The 19,270-nt window shown below is 74.6% G+C and carries 16 protein-coding genes; 9 read left to right on the forward strand and 7 right to left on the reverse strand.

Annotated elements, in window-relative coordinates; genetic code table 11:
• The first annotated feature begins 187 nt into the window (after nucleotides 1–187).
• The 4 genes from egtA to egtD are packed head-to-tail and all read left to right on the forward strand — an operon-like array spanning nucleotide 188 to nucleotide 4,507.
• Entirely contained in the window at nucleotides 188–1,465 is a 1,278-nt protein-coding gene (gene egtA / locus ACIQD7_RS00250; RefSeq protein WP_402437893.1) for an ergothioneine biosynthesis glutamate--cysteine ligase EgtA, read from the forward strand.
• On the forward strand, nucleotides 1,462–2,793 hold the full coding sequence (gene egtB / locus ACIQD7_RS00255; protein WP_402437896.1) for an ergothioneine biosynthesis protein EgtB: 1,332 nt from the start codon (nucleotides 1,462–1,464) through the stop codon (nucleotides 2,791–2,793). The genes egtA and egtB overlap by 4 nt, the downstream gene beginning before the upstream one ends.
• Nucleotides 2,793–3,545, forward strand: a complete 753-nt coding sequence (gene egtC / locus ACIQD7_RS00260) for an ergothioneine biosynthesis protein EgtC (RefSeq protein WP_402437899.1) — start codon at nucleotides 2,793–2,795, stop codon at nucleotides 3,543–3,545. The genes egtB and egtC overlap by 1 nt, the downstream gene beginning before the upstream one ends.
• Nucleotides 3,542–4,507, forward strand: coding sequence for an L-histidine N(alpha)-methyltransferase (egtD, locus tag ACIQD7_RS00265; protein ID WP_402437902.1), 966 nt, complete (start codon nucleotides 3,542–3,544; stop codon nucleotides 4,505–4,507). The genes egtC and egtD overlap by 4 nt, the downstream gene beginning before the upstream one ends.
• On the opposite strand, the gene ACIQD7_RS00270 is transcribed toward egtD, so the two are convergent.
• The 3 genes from ACIQD7_RS00270 to ACIQD7_RS00280 all read right to left on the reverse strand — a co-directional run bounded on the left by ACIQD7_RS00270 (nucleotide 4,402) and on the right by ACIQD7_RS00280 (nucleotide 7,559).
• On the reverse strand, nucleotides 4,402–5,382 hold the full coding sequence (locus ACIQD7_RS00270) for a lysophospholipid acyltransferase family protein (protein ID WP_402437904.1): 981 nt from the start codon (nucleotides 5,380–5,382) through the stop codon (nucleotides 4,402–4,404). The two genes, egtD and ACIQD7_RS00270, sit on opposite strands and share 106 nt — an antisense overlap.
• Nucleotides 5,379–6,173 (reverse strand): GNAT family N-acetyltransferase, encoded by a 795-nt coding sequence (locus ACIQD7_RS00275; protein ID WP_402437907.1) that lies wholly within the window; start codon nucleotides 6,171–6,173, stop codon nucleotides 5,379–5,381. The genes ACIQD7_RS00270 and ACIQD7_RS00275 overlap by 4 nt, the downstream gene beginning before the upstream one ends.
• Nucleotides 6,174–6,311: 138 nt before the next feature.
• Entirely contained in the window at nucleotides 6,312–7,559 is a 1,248-nt protein-coding gene (locus ACIQD7_RS00280) for an extracellular solute-binding protein (protein WP_402437910.1), read from the reverse strand.
• A gap of 278 nt (nucleotides 7,560–7,837) precedes the next feature.
• Here ACIQD7_RS00280 and ACIQD7_RS00285 point away from each other — a divergent pair, with 278 nt between their 5' ends.
• Nucleotides 7,838–8,053 (forward strand): dodecin, encoded by a 216-nt coding sequence (locus tag ACIQD7_RS00285; protein WP_121829243.1) that lies wholly within the window; start codon nucleotides 7,838–7,840, stop codon nucleotides 8,051–8,053.
• A 196-nt stretch (nucleotides 8,054–8,249) separates the two neighbouring features.
• On the opposite strand, the gene ACIQD7_RS00290 is transcribed toward ACIQD7_RS00285, so the two are convergent.
• Nucleotides 8,250–8,738, reverse strand: coding sequence for a hypothetical protein (locus tag ACIQD7_RS00290; RefSeq protein ID WP_121829244.1), 489 nt, complete (start codon nucleotides 8,736–8,738; stop codon nucleotides 8,250–8,252).
• Nucleotides 8,739–8,861: 123 nt separating this feature from the next.
• Here ACIQD7_RS00290 and ACIQD7_RS00295 point away from each other — a divergent pair, with 123 nt between their 5' ends.
• The 4 genes from ACIQD7_RS00295 (at nucleotide 8,862) to ACIQD7_RS00310 (ending at nucleotide 14,428) form a co-directional block, all read left to right on the forward strand.
• On the forward strand, nucleotides 8,862–9,956 hold the full coding sequence (locus ACIQD7_RS00295; RefSeq protein WP_402437915.1) for an MsnO8 family LLM class oxidoreductase: 1,095 nt from the start codon (nucleotides 8,862–8,864) through the stop codon (nucleotides 9,954–9,956).
• Between the two features lie 9 nt (nucleotides 9,957–9,965).
• Nucleotides 9,966–12,350, forward strand: a complete 2,385-nt coding sequence (locus tag ACIQD7_RS00300; protein WP_402437918.1) for an ATP-binding cassette domain-containing protein — start codon at nucleotides 9,966–9,968, stop codon at nucleotides 12,348–12,350.
• A gap of 188 nt (nucleotides 12,351–12,538) precedes the next feature.
• The gene (locus ACIQD7_RS00305) at nucleotides 12,539–13,651 is read left to right on the forward strand and encodes a M23 family metallopeptidase (protein ID WP_402437921.1); all 1,113 of its coding nucleotides are present in this window, start codon (nucleotides 12,539–12,541) and stop codon (nucleotides 13,649–13,651) included.
• A 75-nt stretch (nucleotides 13,652–13,726) separates the two neighbouring features.
• The gene (locus tag ACIQD7_RS00310) at nucleotides 13,727–14,428 is read left to right on the forward strand and encodes a GNAT family N-acetyltransferase (RefSeq protein WP_402437923.1); all 702 of its coding nucleotides are present in this window, start codon (nucleotides 13,727–13,729) and stop codon (nucleotides 14,426–14,428) included.
• Nucleotides 14,429–14,458: 30 nt separating this feature from the next.
• Here ACIQD7_RS00310 and ACIQD7_RS00315 read toward each other — a convergent pair whose 3' ends face one another.
• The 3 genes from ACIQD7_RS00315 to ACIQD7_RS00325 form a co-directional block, all read right to left on the reverse strand.
• On the reverse strand, nucleotides 14,459–16,255 hold the full coding sequence (locus tag ACIQD7_RS00315) for a lysyl oxidase family protein (protein WP_402437926.1): 1,797 nt from the start codon (nucleotides 16,253–16,255) through the stop codon (nucleotides 14,459–14,461).
• A 475-nt stretch (nucleotides 16,256–16,730) separates the two neighbouring features.
• The gene (locus ACIQD7_RS00320; RefSeq protein ID WP_402437929.1) at nucleotides 16,731–18,239 is read right to left on the reverse strand and encodes an MFS transporter; all 1,509 of its coding nucleotides are present in this window, start codon (nucleotides 18,237–18,239) and stop codon (nucleotides 16,731–16,733) included.
• A 198-nt stretch (nucleotides 18,240–18,437) separates the two neighbouring features.
• Nucleotides 18,438–19,265, reverse strand: a complete 828-nt coding sequence (locus tag ACIQD7_RS00325) for a tyrosinase family protein (RefSeq protein WP_402437931.1) — start codon at nucleotides 19,263–19,265, stop codon at nucleotides 18,438–18,440.
• Between the last annotated feature and the right edge of the window lie 5 nt (nucleotides 19,266–19,270).

Here is a 19,270-nt window from a genome sequence, read left to right on the forward strand (position 1 = left end):
GGTGCACGGGGGGCGCGTACGGCCCGTCCGGGGCGCTCTTGCACGCCGGTCGGTGGTGGCTTTAGGTGGAACCAGTGGCATGCCGGGGGCTCCGTCCCCGGAAGCCTGTTTCCGGTGCGTCCGGGATCGCGCTCGCGGGACGGACCGTCCCGGGACCGGTCCCCTCAGAGGACCAGGAGGTGCACGGATGTCGCCGAGCGGCATACCGCGTGGCGGCCCCCCTCTCACCGAGGCGGAGGCGGAGGAACTGCTGCGATGTATCTGCTTCAAGACCGGCCCGCCCCGCACCGTGGGGGTGGAGCTGGAGTGGCTGGTGCACGAGTCGCGGGACCCCCGGGTGCCCGTACGGCCGCAACGGCTCGCGGCGGCCCTCGACACCGTACGGGCGCTGCCCCTGGTGTCGGCCCTGACGTTCGAACCCGGTGGTCAGCTGGAGCTCAGCTCGCGGCCCGCCGGGTCGCTCATGGAGTGCCTGGACTCGCTCGCCGCCGACCTGCGGGCGGTGCGGGGCACGCTCGGGCCGCTCGGGCTCGCCCTCAGCGGTTACGGGGTGGACCCCTGGCAGGCGTCGCGCGGCCGGGTGCTCCACGAGCCGCGCTACGACGCGATGGAGGCCGCGCTCGACCGGACGGGACCGGCCGGGCGGGCGATGATGTGCGAGTCGGCCTCGGTGCAGATCTGCCTCGACGCCGGGGTCGACGGGCCGGGCCCGCTGAACTACCGGCGGCGGTGGCACCTGGCCCACCTCCTGGGCGCGGTCCTGGTGGCCGCCTTCGCGAACTCCCCGGTGCACGGCGGGCGCCGCACCGGCTGGCGCTCGACGCGGCAGTCCCTGTGGGCCGACCTCGACCCGGTGCGGACGCTCGCGCCGCGACGGGCGTCCGCGCCCGCCCCGGACGGGGATCCCCGGACCGAGTGGGCGGCGCACGTGCTCGACACCCCGGTGCTGTGCGTGCGGACCGACGAGGGGCCGTGGGCGGTGCCGGAGGGGCTGACCTTCCGGGAGTGGCTGCGGACGGGGCTCCCCCGTCCGGCCGACGCCGACGACCTGCGCTACCACATGACGACGCTCTTCCCGCCGGTGCGGCCGCGCGGCCATCTGGAGTTCCGGATGGTCGACGCGCAGCCGGGGCGGGACGGCTGGATGGTGCCGGCGGCCGTGACGACGGCGGTGTTCGACGACCCGGAGGCGGCGGAGACCGTGTACCGGGCGGTGAAGCCGCTCGCGGAGCGGGCCGGTGACGATCCGGCGCCGCGCAATCCGCTGTGGGTGGCGGCCGCCCGTGACGGTCTGGCCGATCCGGATCTGCACGCAGCCGCGCGAACGGTCTTCTCCGCCGCCCTGGAGGCGCTGCCCTGGATCGGGGCGAGCGAGGAGGTGCGGCGGGCGGTCGCCGCCTTCCGGGAGCGGTACGTGGTTCCCGGGCGCTCCCCGGCCGACACCCCCGAGGCGGTGACGTCATGACCACGCACGCGACCGGGACGGGAACCGGTGCGGAGGCGCTGCGCGAGCGGGCCCTGGAGGCCCTGGCGGCGGCGCGGGACCGCACCCTCCGTCTGACCTCCTGCGTGGAGGACGACGACCTCACCGCCCAGCACTCCCCGCTGATGTCACCGCTCGTCTGGGACCTGGCGCACATCGGCAACCAGGAGGAGCAGTGGCTGTGGCGGGCCGTCGCGGGGCGCGACGCGCTGCGGCCCGAGATCGACTCCCTCTACGACGCCTTCGAGCACCCGCGCGCCGAGCGCCCGTCGCTGCCGCTGCTCGCGCCGGGCGAGGCCCGCGCCTACGCGGCGGACGTACGGCTCCGGATCCTCGACGTGCTGGAGGGGGCACCGTTCGAGGGGCGGCCGCTGCTCGACGCGGGTTTCGTCTTCGGCATGGTCGCCCAGCACGAACAGCAGCACGACGAGACGATGCTGATCACCCATCAGCTGCGGAAGGGGCCGCCCGTCCTGACCGCTCCCCCGCCACCGGTCCGCCGGAGCGGTCCGCTGCCGTCCGAGGTCCTCGTCCCCGGCGGCCCGTTCACCATGGGGACCTCGGACGAGCCGTGGGCCCTCGACAACGAGCGCCCGGCGCACCGGCGGGACGTCCCCGCCTTCCACATCGACACCGTGCCGGTCACCAACGGCGCCTATCTGGCCTTCCTCGCCGACGGCGGCTACACGGACCGGCGCTGGTGGCATCCCGCCGGGTGGGCGCAGATCCGCGAGCACGGCATCGGGGCGCCGCTGTTCTGGCGCCGGGACGGCGGGCAGTGGCTGCGCCGCCGGTTCGGGGTGACCGAGCCGGTGCCGGAGGAGGAGCCGGTGCTGCACGTGAGCTGGTACGAGGCGGACGCCTACGCCCGCTGGGCGGGGCGCCGGCTGCCGACGGAGGCCGAGTGGGAGAAGGCGGCCCGGTTCGACCCGGCCACCGGCCGCTCCCGCCGCTATCCGTGGGGCGACGGGGACCCGGGGCCCGGGCACGCGAACCTCGGGCAGCGGCACCTGGGCCCGGCGGCGGCCGGAAGCTATCCGGAGGGCGCCTCGCCGCTGGGCGTGCGGCAGCTGATCGGGGACGTGTGGGAGTGGACGGCGAGCGACTTCCTGCCGTACCCGGGCTTCACGGCCTTCCCGTACAAGGAGTACTCGGAGGTGTTCTTCGGGCCCGAGCACAAGGTGCTGCGGGGCGGTTCGTTCGCGGTGGACCCGGTCGCCTGCCGGGGCACCTTCCGGAACTGGGACCTGCCGGTGCGGCGCCAGATCTTCTCCGGCTTCCGCACGGCCCGCTCCGCGGAGCTCGGCTGATGTGCCGTCATGTCGCCTACGTGGGCGGGCCGGTGGCGCTCGGGGAGCTGATCGTGCGGCCGGAGCACGGACTCCTGCGCCAGTCCTGGGAGCCCCGTATGCAGACCAGCGGGGTGGTGAACGCCGACGGGTTCGGGGTCGGCTGGTACGCGGAGGGGGATCCGGTGCCCGCGCGGTACCGGCGCGCCGGGCCGATCTGGGGCGACCTCTCCTTCGCGGACCTCGCCCGGGTGGTGCGCTCCGGGGCGCTGCTCGCGGCGGTCCGGGGGGCCACGCTGCCCGGCGCGGACGGGGAGGCGGCGGCGACGCCGTTCGCCTCCGGGCGCTGGCTGTTCAGCCACAACGGCGCGGTGCCGGGCTGGCCGGACACGCTGAACCCGCTGGCCGCGACGCTGTCCGCCGGGGAGCTGCTGCGCCTGGAGGCCCGTACCGACTCGGCGCTCGTGTGGGCGCTGGTCCTGCACCGGCTGCGGGCCGGGGACGCGCCGGGCGAGGCGCTCGCCGCCACCGTGCGGGAGGTCGCGCAGGCGGCCCCCGGGTCCCGGCTGAACCTCCTCGTCACCGACGGCGACCGGATCGCCGCGACCGCCTGGGGCAACAGCCTCTGGTACCTGACGGGTCCCGGCCGGGCGGTCGTGGCCTCCGAACCGTACGACGACGATCCCCGCTGGCGGGAGGTACCCGAGCGGACGCTCGTGGTCGCCGACCGCACCGACGTCGCCCTCACCCCGCTCAAGGAGCCGCCCGCGTGAGCCCGTACCAGCTGACCCGCACCCTCGACCTGGACGCCGCCGGCGCCGATCTGCGCGCCGATGTCGTCCACGGTCTGACCCGCTCCCCCAAGGAGCTGCCGCCCAAGTGGTTCTACGACGCCCGGGGCAGCGAGCTGTTCGAGGAGATCACCCGGCTGCCCGAGTACTACCCGACGCGGGCGGAGCGGGAGATCCTGGCCGCGCGGGCGCCGGAGATCGCCGCGGAGACGGGGGCCAGGACCCTGGTGGAGCTGGGCTCGGGGTCCTCCGAGAAGACCCGGTTCCTGATCGACGCGCTGCTGCCCGGTCTGGACTCCTACGTGCCCGTGGACGTGAGCGAGTCGGCGCTGACCGGGGCGGCGGAGTCGCTGCTGGCGGAGCGGCCGGAGCTGCGGGTGCACGCGCTGGTCGCGGACTTCACCCGGGGGCTCGCGCTGCCCGGGACGCCGGGGCCGCGTCTGGTGGCCTTCCTCGGCGGCACGATCGGCAATCTGCTCCCGGCCGAGCGGCGGACCTTCCTGCGCTCGGTCCGCTCGATGCTCGCGCCGGGCGACTCCCTGCTGCTCGGCACGGACCTGGTGAAGGACGAGGCGACGCTGGTGGCCGCCTACGACGACGCGGCCGGGGTGACCGGGGAGTTCAACAAGAACGTGCTGTCCGTGATCGACCGGGAGCTGGGCGCGGACGCCGATCCGGCGGACTTCGAGCACGTGGCGGTGTGGGACGCCGGGCGGGAGTGGATCGAGATGCGGCTGCGCGCCCGCCGCGCGCTCACCGTGAAGATCCCGGAGCTGGACCTCGTGGTGCCGTTCGCGGCGGGCGAGGAGCTGCGGACGGAGGTGTCGGCGAAGTTCCGTCAGGAGGGGGTGCGGGAGGAGCTGGCGGCGGCGGGCCTCGACCTGGCCCGCTGGTGGACGGACGAGGAGGGCAGGTTCGCGCTGTCGCTGGCGCGGGCCCGCTGAGGGGCGGCGCCCTGCCGGGGGACGGTCCGCCGGGCGGCGGCCCGTGGAGGAACCGTCCGCCGGACGTCGTCCGGCAGGGCCACGGCCCGCCCGGCGGCCGCCGCCAGGGCGCGCCGGTCCGGGTACCGGCCGCTCGGCAGCGGGTCCGCGAGGCGGACCTCGGCGGTGAGGCGCCGGGTGGTGACGACCCGCCACAGGGAGGTGCCGAGCGGGTCGTCCCCGACGTACGCGGCGGCGTCGGCGGGCCGGTAGTCGATCCGTACGGGCTGCACGGCGCAGCCCGCGTCCAGGGCGGCCTGGAAGGCGGCGGGCCGGAACCGTCCCCGCTCCCGGCCGCACCAGGTGGAGCCCTCGGGGAAGACGGCCACGCGGCCGCCGGCCGCGAGGATCCCGGCCATCGCGCGGACGGTGCCGGGCAGGGTCCGCAGCCGGTCCCGCTCGATGAAGAGGGTGCCGCCGAGCGCGGCGAGGAGGCCGAGGACCGGCCAGCGGCGCACCTCCGCCTTGGCGACCGTGCGGGCGGGCAGCACGGCCGCGAGGAGCGGGACGTCCAGCCAGGAGACGTGGTTGGCGACGACGAGGAGCGGGCCGGTGGCGGGGGTCCCCTCGTACCGGACGCGGACGCCGAAGGCGCGGACCACGGTCCGGGTCCAGAGCCGGACGAGGGCGAGTCGGGCGGCGGGCGGGAGCGGGGCGGCGGCCGGGGCAAGCAGGACGCCGAGGAGGACGGCGGCGGTGCCGGCGGTCAGCCGGGCCAGGGCCCGCAGGGGGCCGGCTGCGGGGTCGGTGCCGGTGCCGTCGGGGTGGGCGGCGCAGCGGCCCGGGGTGCAGGGCGCCGTGGGGAGCCACGGCGGGAGGGCCGTGGGGCCGTTCACCGGGCCGGGACGAGCGACAGGAAGTGGTTGAGGTAGCGCGGGTTGGTGCGGCGCAGCGAGAGCAGGACGTAGAGGTCGGCGACGCCGAAGTCGGGGTCGTGCGCGGGGGCGCCGCAGACCCAGGCGCCGAGCCGGAGGTAGCCGCGCAGCAGCGGGGGCAGTTCGGTGCGGCCCTCGGGGCGGGCGACGCTCTCGGGGCTCCAGAGGCGGTGGGGGGTGACCCAGTACTCCTCGGGGGCGAGGTGCTTGGTCCGGACGGCGTCCCAGGTGGCGGCGGCGAGGGTGCCGCCGTCGGCGAGCGGGACCGAGCAGCAGCCGGCGAGCCAGTCGTGGCCGGTCTCGGCCATGTAGCGGGCGAGTCCGGCCCAGATGAGGGCGATGACGGCGCCGTTGCGGTGGGCGGGGTGGACGCAGGAGCGGCCGACCTCGACGAGGTCGTGCCGGACGGGGGCGAGCCGGGTGAGGTCGAACTCGCTCTCGGAGTAGAGGCGCCCGGCGACGGCGGCCCGCTCGGGCGGCAGGAGCCGGTAGGTGCCGACGACCTCGCCGGTGGTCTCCTCCCGGACGAGGAGGTGGTCGCAGTACGCGTCGAAGGCGTCGCTGTCGAGGCCGGGCTCGGGCCCGTCGAGCCGGGCCCCCATCTCGCCGGCGAAGACCTGGTGGCGCAGGCGCTGGGCGGCGCGCACGTCCTCCTGGTGGCGGGCGAGGCCGACGGCGTACCGGGGCGTGGGCCGCTCGGCCCGGGTCCGGGGCTGTGCGGGGACGGCGAGCGTGTGCGTCGGTGCGGACATGGCGGGCGCCTCCGGCGGACGGAAGGGAAGGGGCGGGGCCGGGGCCGCTCGCGCGGTGGCCCGGCTCCTTACTTCTTCCGTGACCGGCTGGATTCGACGTGACCGTCCGGGGGCTCGCGGGTGTGCGAACGCTGAATGCTATTCGGCGAGGGTCTCGGTGATCGCCTCGGAGGCCTTGCGGGCCGCCTTGAGCGGGTCCTCGCCCTGGAGGACGGCCGTCATGTAGGGCTTGATCGGGTTGTCCCCCTCGACGTCCGCCCACTGCGGGGAGTTGGGGGTGGCCCGGCCGCGCGCGGCGCCCTGGGCCATGACGGCGGTGGCCTCCTGGCCGGCGACGACGGAGGCGAGGCTCTTCTTGTTGGGCACGTAGCCCATGGCGCGGGCGAGTTCGGTCTGCCACTTCTCGCCGGCCATCGCCTTGACGACGTCGAGGGCGGCGCCGCGCTGGGGGGCGTTCTCCGGGATGATCAGGTCGGAGCCGCCGGTGAAGACGGCGCAGGGCTGGCCGGCCTTCTTGCCGGGTATCGGGAAGTAGCCGAGCTTGTCCTTGAGCTCCGGGTTGGTCTTGAGGATCGCGGCGACGGCGCTGGGGGTGGCGATGAGCTGGGCCACGTCGCCCTTGGCGAAGACGTCGGCCTGCGGCGGGTTCTGCTCGTCGGCGTTCTTGGGGCCGGAGCCGAGGGACTGGAGGTCCTTGTAGAAGGCCATGCCGCGCTGGGCCGCCGGGCTGTCGAGGGCGCCCGTCCACTCGCCGCCCTTGTCGACGGCCAGTTCGCCGCCCTCGTCCCAGATGAAGCCGGAGAGGGTGTACCAGTCCTGTCCGGCGAGGTAGATGCCCTGGGAGCCGTTCTTGTTGAGCTTCTCGGTGTCGGCGAGCCACTGGGCGCGGGTGGCCGGGGGCTTGTCGATGCCGGCGTCCCGGAACAGGTCCTTGTTGTAGATGACGATCCGGTTGGCGGCGTACCAGGGGATGCCGTACTGGGAGCCGGAGATGCTGCCGGGCTCGGCGAGGCCGGGCAGCCAGTCCTCGCTGCCGAGGTCGCGGACCGACTCCAGGGTGAGGTCGAACAGCTTCTCGGTGTCGGCGTACTGGGCGACCTGGGTGTTGCCGACCTCGATGACGTCGGGTCCGCCGGGGCCCTCGAGCGCCTCGGTGACCTTCTTGCCGATGCCGGTCCAGTCCTGGATGGTGAACCGGAGCTCGACGCCGTCGTGCTCCTCCTCGTACGCCTTCTTGAAGCGCTCGACGAAGTCCTCGCTGGCGCTGTCCCGCATCAGCCAGATGTTGACGGTCTTCGTGCCCTCGCCGCCCGGGAGCATCCCGCAGCCCGAGAGGGCGAGCGCGGTGGCGGCTGCCAGGGGACAGACGAGATGTCGGTTCTTCACGTGGGTCACCTTCTGCGGTTCAGCACAGGGTCGTGCGGTATGGGGGCTGACCCGGCATGGGGGGACCGAACGGGGTGTTCGCGCGGGTATGTGGCCTGGATTCTGGTCTGGACCAACGGGATGGTCAAGTCCTTGACCATCCCGTTCCGCCCCCCGGAAGGACGATCTGTGCCCTTACCGACGGTAATTCCCCGTGGGTCGTGGGGAGGTCGTCGTGTCGCGCCCCGGCGCGGCCTGGGGCACGGTGGAGGGAACGCACCGAGAGGAGCTCGTCCCCCATGTCGAACCACACCTACCGCGTCACCGAGATCGTCGGCACCTCCACCGAGGGAGTCGACCAGGCCATCCGCAACGGCATCGAACGCGCCTCGCAGACCCTGAGGGGCCTCGACTGGTTCGAGGTGACGCAGGTGCGCGGCCACCTCGTCGACGGCTCGATCGAGCACTACCAGGTCGGCCTGAAGGTCGGCTTCCGCCTGGAGGACGAGACCTGACCACCGGGCACCGGGACCTGACTCCGCACGGCGGGGTCAGGTCCTTCGCACGCCGGGGTCGGGCCCGCGCGGCCGGCGCCATGCCCGTACGTCGGGGTCGGGCCCGCGCGGCCGGCGCCATGCCCGTACGTCGGGGTCGGGCCCGCGCGGCCGGCGCCATGCCCGCGCGGCCGGAGTCGGGCCCCAGCCGCCCGTGTCAGGTCCGGCCCTCCTCCTCCTGCGCCTCCCTCAGCGCCTCGGAGGGGGTCGCCCAGCGGGCCCGTACGACGGTGAAGCCGGCGGCCTCGGCCGCGTCGCACACCGCCGCGTCGTCGTCGACCAGCATCCTGACCGGGCGGTCGGCGGCGAGCCGGCGCAGGACCTCCAGCTTGGTCGCCCGGGCCGGCCGGAAGTCGCGGTCGCGCCGCATGTGGACCGGCCCCGCCGGAAGGCCCTGCTCCGCCAGCCAGTCCACGGTCGCGCGGCGGCACCGCTCCGGCCGCCCGGTGAGGTAGACGACCTCGCACTCCCCGGCCGCCTCCCGGCACAGCGCGACGCCCTCCGCCAGCGGCGGGTCGTCGGGCGCCGCCGCGAAGAAGGCGCGCCAGTCCTTGGGCCTGCGCTCCAGGAAGTGCTGGCGGTGCGCGGTCGCGGCGAGGGTGTTGTCGAGGTCGAAGACGGCGAGGGGCCTGTTGTCCTGTGTCACCGGGCCAGGGTAGGAGGCGGGCCCCGTCGAGGGGGCGGGAGGCGGAGGTCCCCGCGACCGGAGGGCGGAGCCTCCGGGCGGAAGGGCCGGGAATCCCTGGCACCCCACGGCGTTGAACCCTGCGTGAGCAGCTTCCCCGCCGACGTCCGGTTCTCCGTCCTCGACCGCTCCCGCACCCGGGAGGGCGAGGACGCCCCGCGGGCGCTGCGCGAGACCGTGCGCCTCGCCCGGGAGGTCGAGGCCCTCGGCTACCACCGCTTCTGGGTGTCGGAGCACCACGGCGTGCCCGGGGTCGCCGGATCGGCGCCCACGATCCTCGCCGCGGCCGTCGCCGCCGCGACCTCCGCCGTCCGCGTCGGCACGGGCGGGGTGATGCTCCCCAACCACCGGCCGCTGGTCGTGGCCGAGCAGTTCGGCGTCCTGGAGTCCCTCTTCCCCGGCCGGATCGACATGGGCGTCGGCCGTTCGGTGGGCTTCACGGACGGCGTCCGGCGGGCCCTGGGCCGGGACGCGGACGACGCCGACCGGTTCGGGGAGCAGCTCTCCGAGCTGCTCGGCTGGTTCACCGGCGGGCAGACCGCCCACCCCGGGGTGCACGCGCGGCCCGCCGAGGGCCTCCGGGTGCCGCCCTTCGTCCTCGCGACGGGCGAGGGAGCGGCGGTCGCGGCGGCGGCCGGGCTGCCGCTGGTCATCGGCGACCTGCGCGGCCGGGACCGGCTGCTCGCCGCCGTCGACGCGTACCGGTCGGGCTTCCGCCCGTCCCCCTGGGCCGCCGAGCCGTACGTGGTCGTCGCCGGGACGGTGGCGGTGGCCGCCACCGATGAGGAGGCCCGGAGGCTGCTGGTCCCGGAGGCCTGGGCGATGGCGTACTCGCGCACCCGGGGGGACTTCCCGCCGCTCGACGCCCCGGAGCGGATCGAACGGCTGCCGATGACGGAGAGGCAGCGGGGGTTCTACGAGGCGGGGCTCCGGGGGCACGTGCACGGCACGGAGGAGCGGGTGGCCGAGGCCCTGGAACGGGCGGTGGAGGAGACCGGGGCGCAGGAGGTCCTGGTGACCACGAGCACGTACGACCGGGAGGCGCTGAGCGCGTCGTACCGGGGGCTGGCGCGGGCGGTGGGGCTGGTGCCCTGCACCCCGCCGGAGGCATCGGTCCACGCCCTCCCGGAGGGCCCGTCCGGCCGCACCCGTCCGGAGCAAACCGCGGATAGCGCATAAAATCGGATCATGCACGACAGCCCCCACGATCCGTACGTCCGCGTCCGCGGCGCCCGTGAGCACAACCTCGCCGGGGTCGACGTCGACATCCCCCGCGACGCGCTCGTCGCCTTCACCGGGGTCTCCGGCTCCGGCAAGTCGTCGCTCGCCTTCGGCACGGTCTACGCGGAGGCACAGCGGCGCTACTTCGAGTCGGTGGCGCCGTACGCGCGGCGGCTGATCCACCAGGTGGGGGCGCCCTCGGTCGGCGAGATCACCGGGCTGCCGCCCGCCGTCTCCCTGGAGCAGCGCCGGTCGTCGCCGAACGCCCGCTCGTCCGTCGGCACGGTCACCACCCTCTCCAACTCGCTGCGGATGCTTTTCTCGCGGGCCGGCCGCTATCCGGAGGGGGCCGAGCGGCTGGACTCCGACGCCTTCTCCCCCAACACGGCGGCGGGCGCGTGCCCTTCGTGCCACGGTCTCGGGCGGGTCCACGAGACGAGTGAGGAACTGCTCGTGCCCGATCCGGACCTGTCGATCCGTCAGGGGGCCGTCGCGGCCTGGCCGGGCGCGTGGCAGGGGAAGAACCTGCGGGACGTCCTCGACGCCCTGGGGTACGACGTCGACCGGCCGTGGCGGGAGCTGGACGCGAAGGACCGGGAGTGGATCCTGTTCACGGACGAGCAGCCGGTCGTCACGGTGCATCCGGTACGGGAGGCGGGGCGGATCCAGCGCCCGTACCAGGGCACGTACACGAGCGCCCGGCGGCTCGTCCTGCGTACCTTCTCCGACTCGAAGAGCCCGGCCCTGCGCGCGAAGGCGGAACGCTTCCTCACCAGCGCGCCCTGCCCGGTGTGCGGCGGCGGCCGGCTGCGGCCCGAGGCGCTCGCGGTCACCTTCGCGGGCCGGACCGTCGCGGAGCTGGCCGCGCTGCCGCTGACGGCCCTGGCCGGTCTGCTCTCCACGGCGGCGGCCGGGGCGGACGCGACGGAGACCGCGCGGGTGCTCACCGGGGACCTGGTCGCCCGGATCGGCACGGTGACCGAACTCGGCCTGGGCTATCTGAGCCTGGACCGCGCCACCCCCACCCTCTCCAACGGCGAGCTCCAGCGGCTGCGGCTCGCCACCCAGCTGCGCTCGGGGCTCTTCGGCGTGGTGTACGTCCTCGACGAGCCGTCGGCGGGACTGCACCCGGCCGACACGGAGGCCCTGCTCGTGGTCCTCGACCGGCTCAAGGCGGCGGGCAACTCGGTCTTCGTCGTCGAGCACCACCTCGACGTCGTCCGGCACGCCGACTGGCTGGTGGACGTCGGGCCGGGGGCCGGGGTGCACGGCGGGCGGGTGCTGCACAGCGGGCCGCCGCGCGAGCTGGCCGGCGTCGAGGAGTCCGTGACGCGCCGGTTCCTCTTCGACCGGGAGCCCGTCCCCGCGCGGACCGTGCGCGAACCGGCGGGCTGGCTGCGGACGGGGCCGGTCACCCGGCACAACCTGCGGGAGGTGGACGCGGCCTTCCCGCTCGGGGTGTTCACCGCCGTCACGGGCGTCTCCGGCTCCGGCAAGTCCACCCTCGTGGACGCGCTCGTGGACGCGCTCACCGGTCAGGGGGAGGGCGCCGGGCGTCTGGTGACGGTGGACCAGCGGCCCATCGGCCGCACCCCGCGCTCCAACCTCGCCACGTACACCGGCCTGTTCGACGTCGTCCGCAAGCTGTTCGCGGAGACCGACGAGGCGAGGGCGCACGGGTACAAGGCGGGGCGCTTCTCCTTCAACGTGCCCGGCGGGCGCTGCGAGACCTGCCAGGGCGAGGGCTTCGTCTCGGTCGAGCTGCTCTTCCTGCCCAGTACGTACGCGCCCTGCCCCGACTGCCACGGCGCCCGCTACAACCCCGAGACCCTCCGGGTGCGGCTGCGCGGCCTCACGGTGGCGGAGGTCCTGGACCTGACCGTGGAGTCCGCCGCCGGCTTCCTCGCGGACGTCCCGGCCGCCGCCCGGAGCCTGCGCACCCTCCTCGACGTGGGCCTCGGCTACCTGCGGCTCGGCCAGCCCGCCACGGAACTGTCGGGCGGCGAGGCCCAGCGCATCAAGCTCGCCTCGGAGCTCCAGCGGCCGCACCGCTCCCCCACCCTGTACGTCCTGGACGAGCCGACCACCGGGCTCCACCCGGCCGACGTGGAGGTCCTGATGCGCCAGCTCCACGGACTGGTGGAAGCGGGGCACTCGGTGGTCGTCGTCGAGCACGACATGGACGTGGTCGCCACTGCCGACTGGGTGATCGACCTGGGCCCGGAGGGCGGCGACCGGGGCGGCCGGATCGTGGCCGAGGGTCCCCCGGAGCGGGTGGCGGGGGCGGCGGACAGCCGCACCGCGCCGTATCTGGCCCGGGCCCTCTCCGGAGGGGCCTTCCACCGCTCCTGAGGCGCGGGCTCCGGTCGGCGTCCGGCCGCGCGGTCACCGCCATTGGGCGGATCAATGACGACGTCTTGACACGGTTGACGCGCGTTGACAGGGAACGACACACTCAGTCAGGTACACGTCAATCCCACGGGGGGTCGGATCGACGCACGTCCGGTGGGTCCTTCTCCCGAGCGAAAGGAACGCCGCCCGTGTTCTCCGGACTCCCTGCGAGAGTCGCCCTCACCGTCCTCGCCGCCACCGGCCTGCTCGCCGCCGCGCCCTCGGCCTCGACGGCCCGCCCGGCACCGGCACCGGCCCCGATTGCCACGACTGCCGCCGGTTCGCCGTCCGCCGGGGTCGCCGTGAAGATGCCGGCCGCCGTCGCCGACCGCCTCGGCACCGACCGGAAGGCGCTGGTGGACGCGGTCTCCGCCGACGTCCTCTCCCGGTCCCACGACGCCGAAGGCCTCGCCCCGGCCACCGCCGTCGGCAGGCTCGCCGCCGAGGGCCGCAAGGTGGTCGTCGACGTGCGCACCGTCTCGCGCGACTGGGCCCGCGGCGTCGCCTACGTCGAGGCCCCGCGCACACGGCACGGCGAGCCGGAGGGCTGGCTCTACATCGCCCACCGCGTGGACGGGCGCTGGGTCGCGGGCCTGGAGGGCGACCGCGAGTTCGCCGACCACGTGGCCCGCTCGCCGCTGGTCGGCGCGGCGGAACGGCGGACCATGACGGCGTACGCCGAGCGCGAGGCGACGCCGCCGGCACAGGCACCCCAGACGGAGGTGTCGCCCGCCGGGGCGCAGGCCAACGTCAACGGACTGCTGCTGCCCTGGATGCCGGACTACTACATGACCCTGACCGGCGGCCCGCACGCCCACGACAGCGGGTCCGGGTACTGGAGCGCCCTCGACTTCGCCGGCGGCAACGCCAGCGGGCTGGTCCGTTCGTCCCGCGAGGGCACGGCGACCTCGATGTGCGGCGCCGGCGGCGGCTGGACCCGGGTGATCCACCCCGGCGGCTTCTCCACGGACTACTACCACATGCGGAACACGACCTATTACAACGGGACGTCGATCGCCCGCAGCGCCCTGCTCGGCAGCATCGGCACCGACACCTGCGCCGGCGGGTCCGCGACCGGGGCCCACGTGCACTGGAGCCTGCGGACCTACGACGCCAACTACAACGGCCAGTACACCTGGCTGAACGGCCGCACCATCGGCGGCTGGACGTGGTGGAACGGCTCCGGCCAGTACTCCGGCTGCGGCACCCGCCTGGGCGTCACGGCCTGCCCCGGCACGGCGATCTACAACCGGACCGGCTGACCGGATCCCGGACCCCTCGGCGGCGCTCCCCGGGCCCTGTGGAACAGTGGCGGTCCCGAGGAAAGGCGACACACGATGACGAACGACGGGGGCGACGGCCTCGCGGTGCTCGACGACCCGGTGGGCGAGTCGCTGCGCGGTCGTCACGCGGGGCTCGGACGCCGGCAGGGCAGGACCGCCACGTACCTGCCGGAGGTCGCGACCTTCTCGGCGGTGCCCGCCGACGCGGACGCGGCGGACTGGGCCGACCTCGCGCGGCTCCTCGGCCGTGACGCCTTCGCCGACATGTTCAGCTGCCCGGCGGTCCCGCCGCCGGACTGGGAGCCGGTCTTCGTCCTCGAAGGACGGCAGATGCTCTGGTCCGGCGGCGGGACGTCCGGCGCCGCCGACGCCGGCGTGGTCGAACTCGGCGCGGCCGACGTGCCCGAGATGCTCGACCTGATCGCGCGCACCCAGCCGGGGCCGTTCTGGCCGCGCACGCGCGAACTCGGCACCTACCTCGGGATCCGTGACGGCGGCCGGCTGGTGGCCATGGCCGGGGAGCGGCTCCGGCCGCCGGGCTGGACCGAGATCAGCGCCGTCTGCACGGATCCCGAGGTACGCGGCCGGGGGCACGCCGCCCGCCTGGTGGGCGCGCTCGCCGACCGCGTCCTGGCGCGGGGCGAGCGGCCCTTCCTGCACGTGGCCGAGAAGAACGCCGCGGCGATCGCGCTCTACGAGCGGCTCGGCTTCACCACCCGGAAGCACGTGACCTTCCGGGGCTTCCGCACCCCGTGACCGCTGCTCCGGTGTCCCCGGCGTGCGCGGTCAGTTCGCGTTGACCAGGTCGTGCGCCGGGACCGTCACGGTCCGCTTCCCCGGCTTGCCGCCGAGGACGACCTTGCGCAGGGCGCTGTTGTTGTCGAGGTTGGTCTCCTTCAGGCGCTTGGCCGGGTTGGCCAGGACCTGGATGTAGTAGGTGCCGTTGGGCACGTCCGTGATGTCGAAGGACTGGCCCGGCAGGTCCTGGGTGTAGGTGTCGCCGGAGCCGACGTCGAGGACCTCGCGGACGGAGATCGAGTTCTCCTGGCCGCAGGCGGTGGCCAGGTCGGTGTTGAACGGGTGCCAGTTGGCGTTCTTCACCGTGTAGTCGACGGCGTCGGTGTTGGCCAGGCAGAAGGCCTCCTTGCCGCTGCGGACCGCCTCCTTCTTGTCGGCCTTCAGGAGCCGGTAGCTGGCGAAGTCGGTGAAGTGCCAGTGGACGTGGCCGGGGCGCGGGTCCCACTCCATGGTGCCGGTCGGGGTGTAGCCGACCTGCTTGCCCTTGGCGTCGTAGAAGTACTGGTAGGCGTCCATCTTGGCCTTGCCCGGCGAGCGGAAGCCGTCCACGACGAGCTGGGCCGGGCCGGCGTTCCACACGTTGGCGCTGAAGGCCAGGTAGTCCTTGCCGGGGACGTTCTCCGTGCCGTCGCTGATGGTGATGCCGTACGCGGGCAGCGAGCGCAGGTCGGGCTTGGGGACGTCCGGGACGGAGGCCTTGCCGGTGGGCCGCTTGGCCGCCGGCACGAGGGCGGGCGCCTTGCGCGAGCCGTCGGTCTGTCCGGTGGCGTCGCCGGTCCGCGGCCCGGCCGCGTCGGCGCCCTGCGCCCCGGCGAGCGCGGCCTGCTGCTTCTTCAGCGCCCACGGCAGGGCCGGCGGGGCGGCCTTCAGCGGTCCGTGGCCCACGTTGTACGAGGGGGTGGCGCCGCTGGTCTCGGGCGCGCCGGCCTGGGAGGGCTTCACCGGGCCGTGGTGCCCGGCGTGCGCGGCGGGGGCCTGGTGGGCGGCGCCGTGTCCGGCGTGCCCTCCGGCCGTGCCGTGTCCGGCGTGCTCCCCGGCGGCGGCCGACCGGGCGGCGGAGACGCCGTTGCCCTCCTCCCAGCTGCGCTCCTGGACGGTGACCTTCACCGTCGCGGGCTTGTCGGCGATGCCGAAGAGGTCGCGGTACTTCTTGGCGACGCCGACCTTGGCCGTGTACGTGCCGGCGGCGAGCTTCACCGGCTGGGTGTAGGAACCGCCGTAGGTGTTGGCGGCCCACCCCTTCTCGACGCCCCACACGGAGCCGAGGGTGAAGGGGTTGGTGGGGCAGCTCTCCGGATACTTCGAGGTGGCGGGCGCGTCGGGGCGGATCCGTCCGCTGGCGTTGTTCGGACAGAAGCTCTCCGTACGGCTGACGACCTTCTTGCCGGCCTTGTCGGTGAGGGTGATCTCGGCGAAGCCGGGCAGCCCGGAGAAGTCCTTCACCGTGCCCTGGGGCAGCGTCTTGGCCTTGGCCTTGCCGCCCTCGTACACGGTCTGGGTGACGACGACCGGGTCCTTGTAGGACTTGCGGGTCACCTTGAGCTCCAGCGGAGTTCCCTCCGCGGTGAGGTAGGTGCCCAGGTCCAGGTAGACGCCCGGCTCCTCCTTCCAGGAAGTGAGCGTGACCGAGCCGGTCGCCGCGACGAGGCTCAGCTTCGGCCCGGTCGCGGCCGTCGCCTGCTCCGGCGAGGCGGCCATGAAGCCGGCCGTCACGGCCATGGCGGCGACGGCCGTGGTGCCGGCGAGCAGCGGACGCCTCAGCCGGTTGGTGCGCGTAGTGGTCATCGTTCCCTCGTTCTCGACGCTGTGGAGAGGAAGCGGGCGGCGGTCCTCCGGCCCGGCGGGACAGGACCACTGCCCGGCCGGCGCGCCGAGAGGCACTCGCCGCGCCCGTGCGGTGAGAGGAGGGGATCCGGCACCGGGTTGTCCGGGGAGCCGAAATCGGCGGGATGTTGGCCGAATAGCGCCGCCGCGGGGGAAAACGGGCGGATCGGCTGCGCCGCGTTACGGGGAGGGCGCGCCGTGACGTGGGGCGCCCTGCCACGCGGGGCGGGTCCGGTACCGGAGGGGGCCCGGGTACGGGAGCGGCCTGGGCGGACAGGAGGCGATCCGGGCGCGGAAGCAGGCCTGGGTGGTCGGCGGAGCCTTGGGCCGTCAGGACGGGGGGCGGCCCGGGCGTGTGCGCCACCCCGCAGGGCGGAGCCGCCCCGTACCGACCGCGTGGAGCCGCCCCGTACCGGCCGCGTGGGGCGGCTCCGGCTCAGCCGCGTGGGGCGGCCCCGTCGCGCTCGGCGGCCTCGTCGCGGGGGGTCGAGGCCTCGCGCGCGGCGGCGCGGCGGCCCGCCACCACGTCGGCGACGGCGACGGCGAGCGAGGCGCCGACGAAGGCGATCGAGACGAGGAGGCCGTGGTCGTAGGCGGTGGCCCAGCCGTCCTGGGCGACCTGGCCGAAGAAGACCGCGCCGACCGCGGCGATGCCGATCGCCGAGCCGACCCGCTGGCCGGTCTGCAGGGTGCCGCCCGCGCTGCCCGCGCGCCGCACCGGCACCTCGGAGAGGGTGAGGGTCTGGTTCGGGGCGATCACCAGGCCGCTGCCGAGTCCCGCGAGGAGCAGCGGGGCGAGCATCGCCCAGCCCGCGCCCCTGCCGGGCACCTGGTGCACGGCGAACGCCGTCCCGGCGAGACCGATCGCCACCATCGCCAGGCCCACCACGACGAGCGGCCGGCCGAAGCGGTCCACGAGCCGGCCGCCGATCCCGGCCGCGATCCCCGAGCCCAGGGCGAAGGGGGTGATGGTGAGCCCGGCCTGGAGCGCGGTGTAGTGAAGCCCGCTCTGGAGGTAGAGGGTGCTGACGAAGAAGATCGAGGTGAAGCCCGCGAAGTACAGCAGGATGAGCAGCGAGCCGAGCCAGTAGGAGCGGACGCGGAAGAGTTCCAGGTCGATGAGGGGTTCGTTGCCCGAGCGGGCGCAGCGGCGTTCCCACCACACGAAGACCGCGAGCAGGACGGCGGCGAGGGGGACGAGGAGGTACTTGCCGTTCCCGGGCCACTGCTGGGACTGGACGAAGGGCAGCAGCAGGGCGAGCACGGCGGCGCCGAGGAGCAGTACGCCGACCGGGTCGAGGCGGCGGAGCCGTACCGGCTTGGCGTCCGGGGTGTCGGGCAGCAGGCGCCGGGCGAGCAGCAGGCAGACGATCCCGATCGGAAGGTTGACGTAGAAAACCCAGCGCCAGCCCTCCTCGGGGCCCGCCGTCTGGATGAGGAGGCCGCCGAGGAGGGGGCCGACGGCGGTGGAGATGCCGACGACCGTGCCGAACATGCCGAAGGCCCGGCCGCGCTCGCGGCCCCGGAACATCTGCTGGATGAGCGCGGAGATCTGGGGCGAGACGAGGCCGCCGGCCACTCCCTGGGCCAGTCGCGAGACCACTAGCCAGGTGCTCGTCTGGGCCGCTCCGCAGGAGGCCGAGGCGAGGGTGAAGAGCGCGAGGCCGACGATGAAGACGCTGCGCCTGCCGCGCGCGTCACCGAGCCGTCCGGCCGGGATGAGGAAGAGCCCGAAGGCGAGCGCGTAGCCGGAGAGCACCCACTGGAGGTCGGACTCGGGGGTGTCGAGGCCGGAGCGGATCGAGGGCAGCGCGACGTTCACGATCGACACGTCGAGCAGGGTCATGAACCCCGCCACGAGGCAGACGCCGAGCGCCTTCCACCGGTTCGGGTCCGGCACGTCCTGCTGCCGGTGCGGGGCCTGTGCCGACTCTTGCCCGGTCACGTGTCCTCCTGGTTCCCTCGGGTACGACCGGGTGGACGGCACGCGACACGGACCGCGCGCGCCTCCCGGCCTGCGAAGACCCGGGTACCCGGCGCGCGGCTTCCCGATTCCTCCTTTCCGCGTCGATCATCCGTTGATGTGGGCAAATGCCCGGGTGCCCGTGCGGGGCACCCGGGCGAGGGAGGCCGTACGGGCCCGTCAGGCCGCCGTGTCGAAGGTGTAGTGGGGCGTGTGGTCCAGCATGTCGGCCGGGGTCACGTCGTTCCACGGGCGCATGGTGTCGTGGAGGTCCACGACGTTCCGGGTGCCCGCGGCCGGCAGGTAGGCCGAGCCGGGGTGGCGGGCCTGCCAGTCGGCCCACAGCTTGTCGACGAAGGCGTGGTGCAGCCAGAAGACGGGATCGTTGGGAGAGACCCCGGTGGCCATCTGGCCGCCGACCCAGACGTGGACGCGGTTGTGGAGGTTCACCCCCCGCCAGCCCTCCAGGTGGTTGCGGAAGCCGTCGGAGGCGCTGTTCCAGGGGGCGGTGTCGTAGGTCTCCATGGCGAGGACGGAGTCCACCTCGGCGCGGGTGGGGAGCTGCCGCCCGTCGGCGCCGAGGTCGCGCCGGAGGAAGTCGCGTCCGTCGACCCGGACGGTGATCGGCCAGCGGTTGCCGGCCCGGGCGAAGGGGCCGTCGGTGACCTGGCCGTCGCGGGCGCGTCCGGTGCCGCCGAGGAAGTCGGGCGCCCACAGCGAGGAGCGGGCGGTCCGGTCGGCGGTCCAGTCCCAGTAGGGCAGGGTGACGGTCGGGTCGACGGACTTCAGGGCCGCCTCGAAGTCCAGGAGGAAGCGCCGGTGCCAGGGCAGGAAGGACGGCGAGCGGTGGCCGACGCGGTCGCCGTCGTCGGTGTCGCCCATGATGAAGGCGTTGTGCGTGGTGACGAAGGCGTCGTAGCGCCCGGAGCGCTTGAGCTCCAGGAGGGCGTCGACGAAGCGCCGCTTCTCGTCGGCGGTGAGGGTGGCCTGGTTCTTGCGTACGGTCATGGTGG

Origin of the sequence: Streptomyces sp. NPDC093071, from assembly GCF_044754545.1 — a bacterium.
GTDB lineage: Bacteria > Actinomycetota > Actinomycetes > Streptomycetales > Streptomycetaceae > Streptomyces.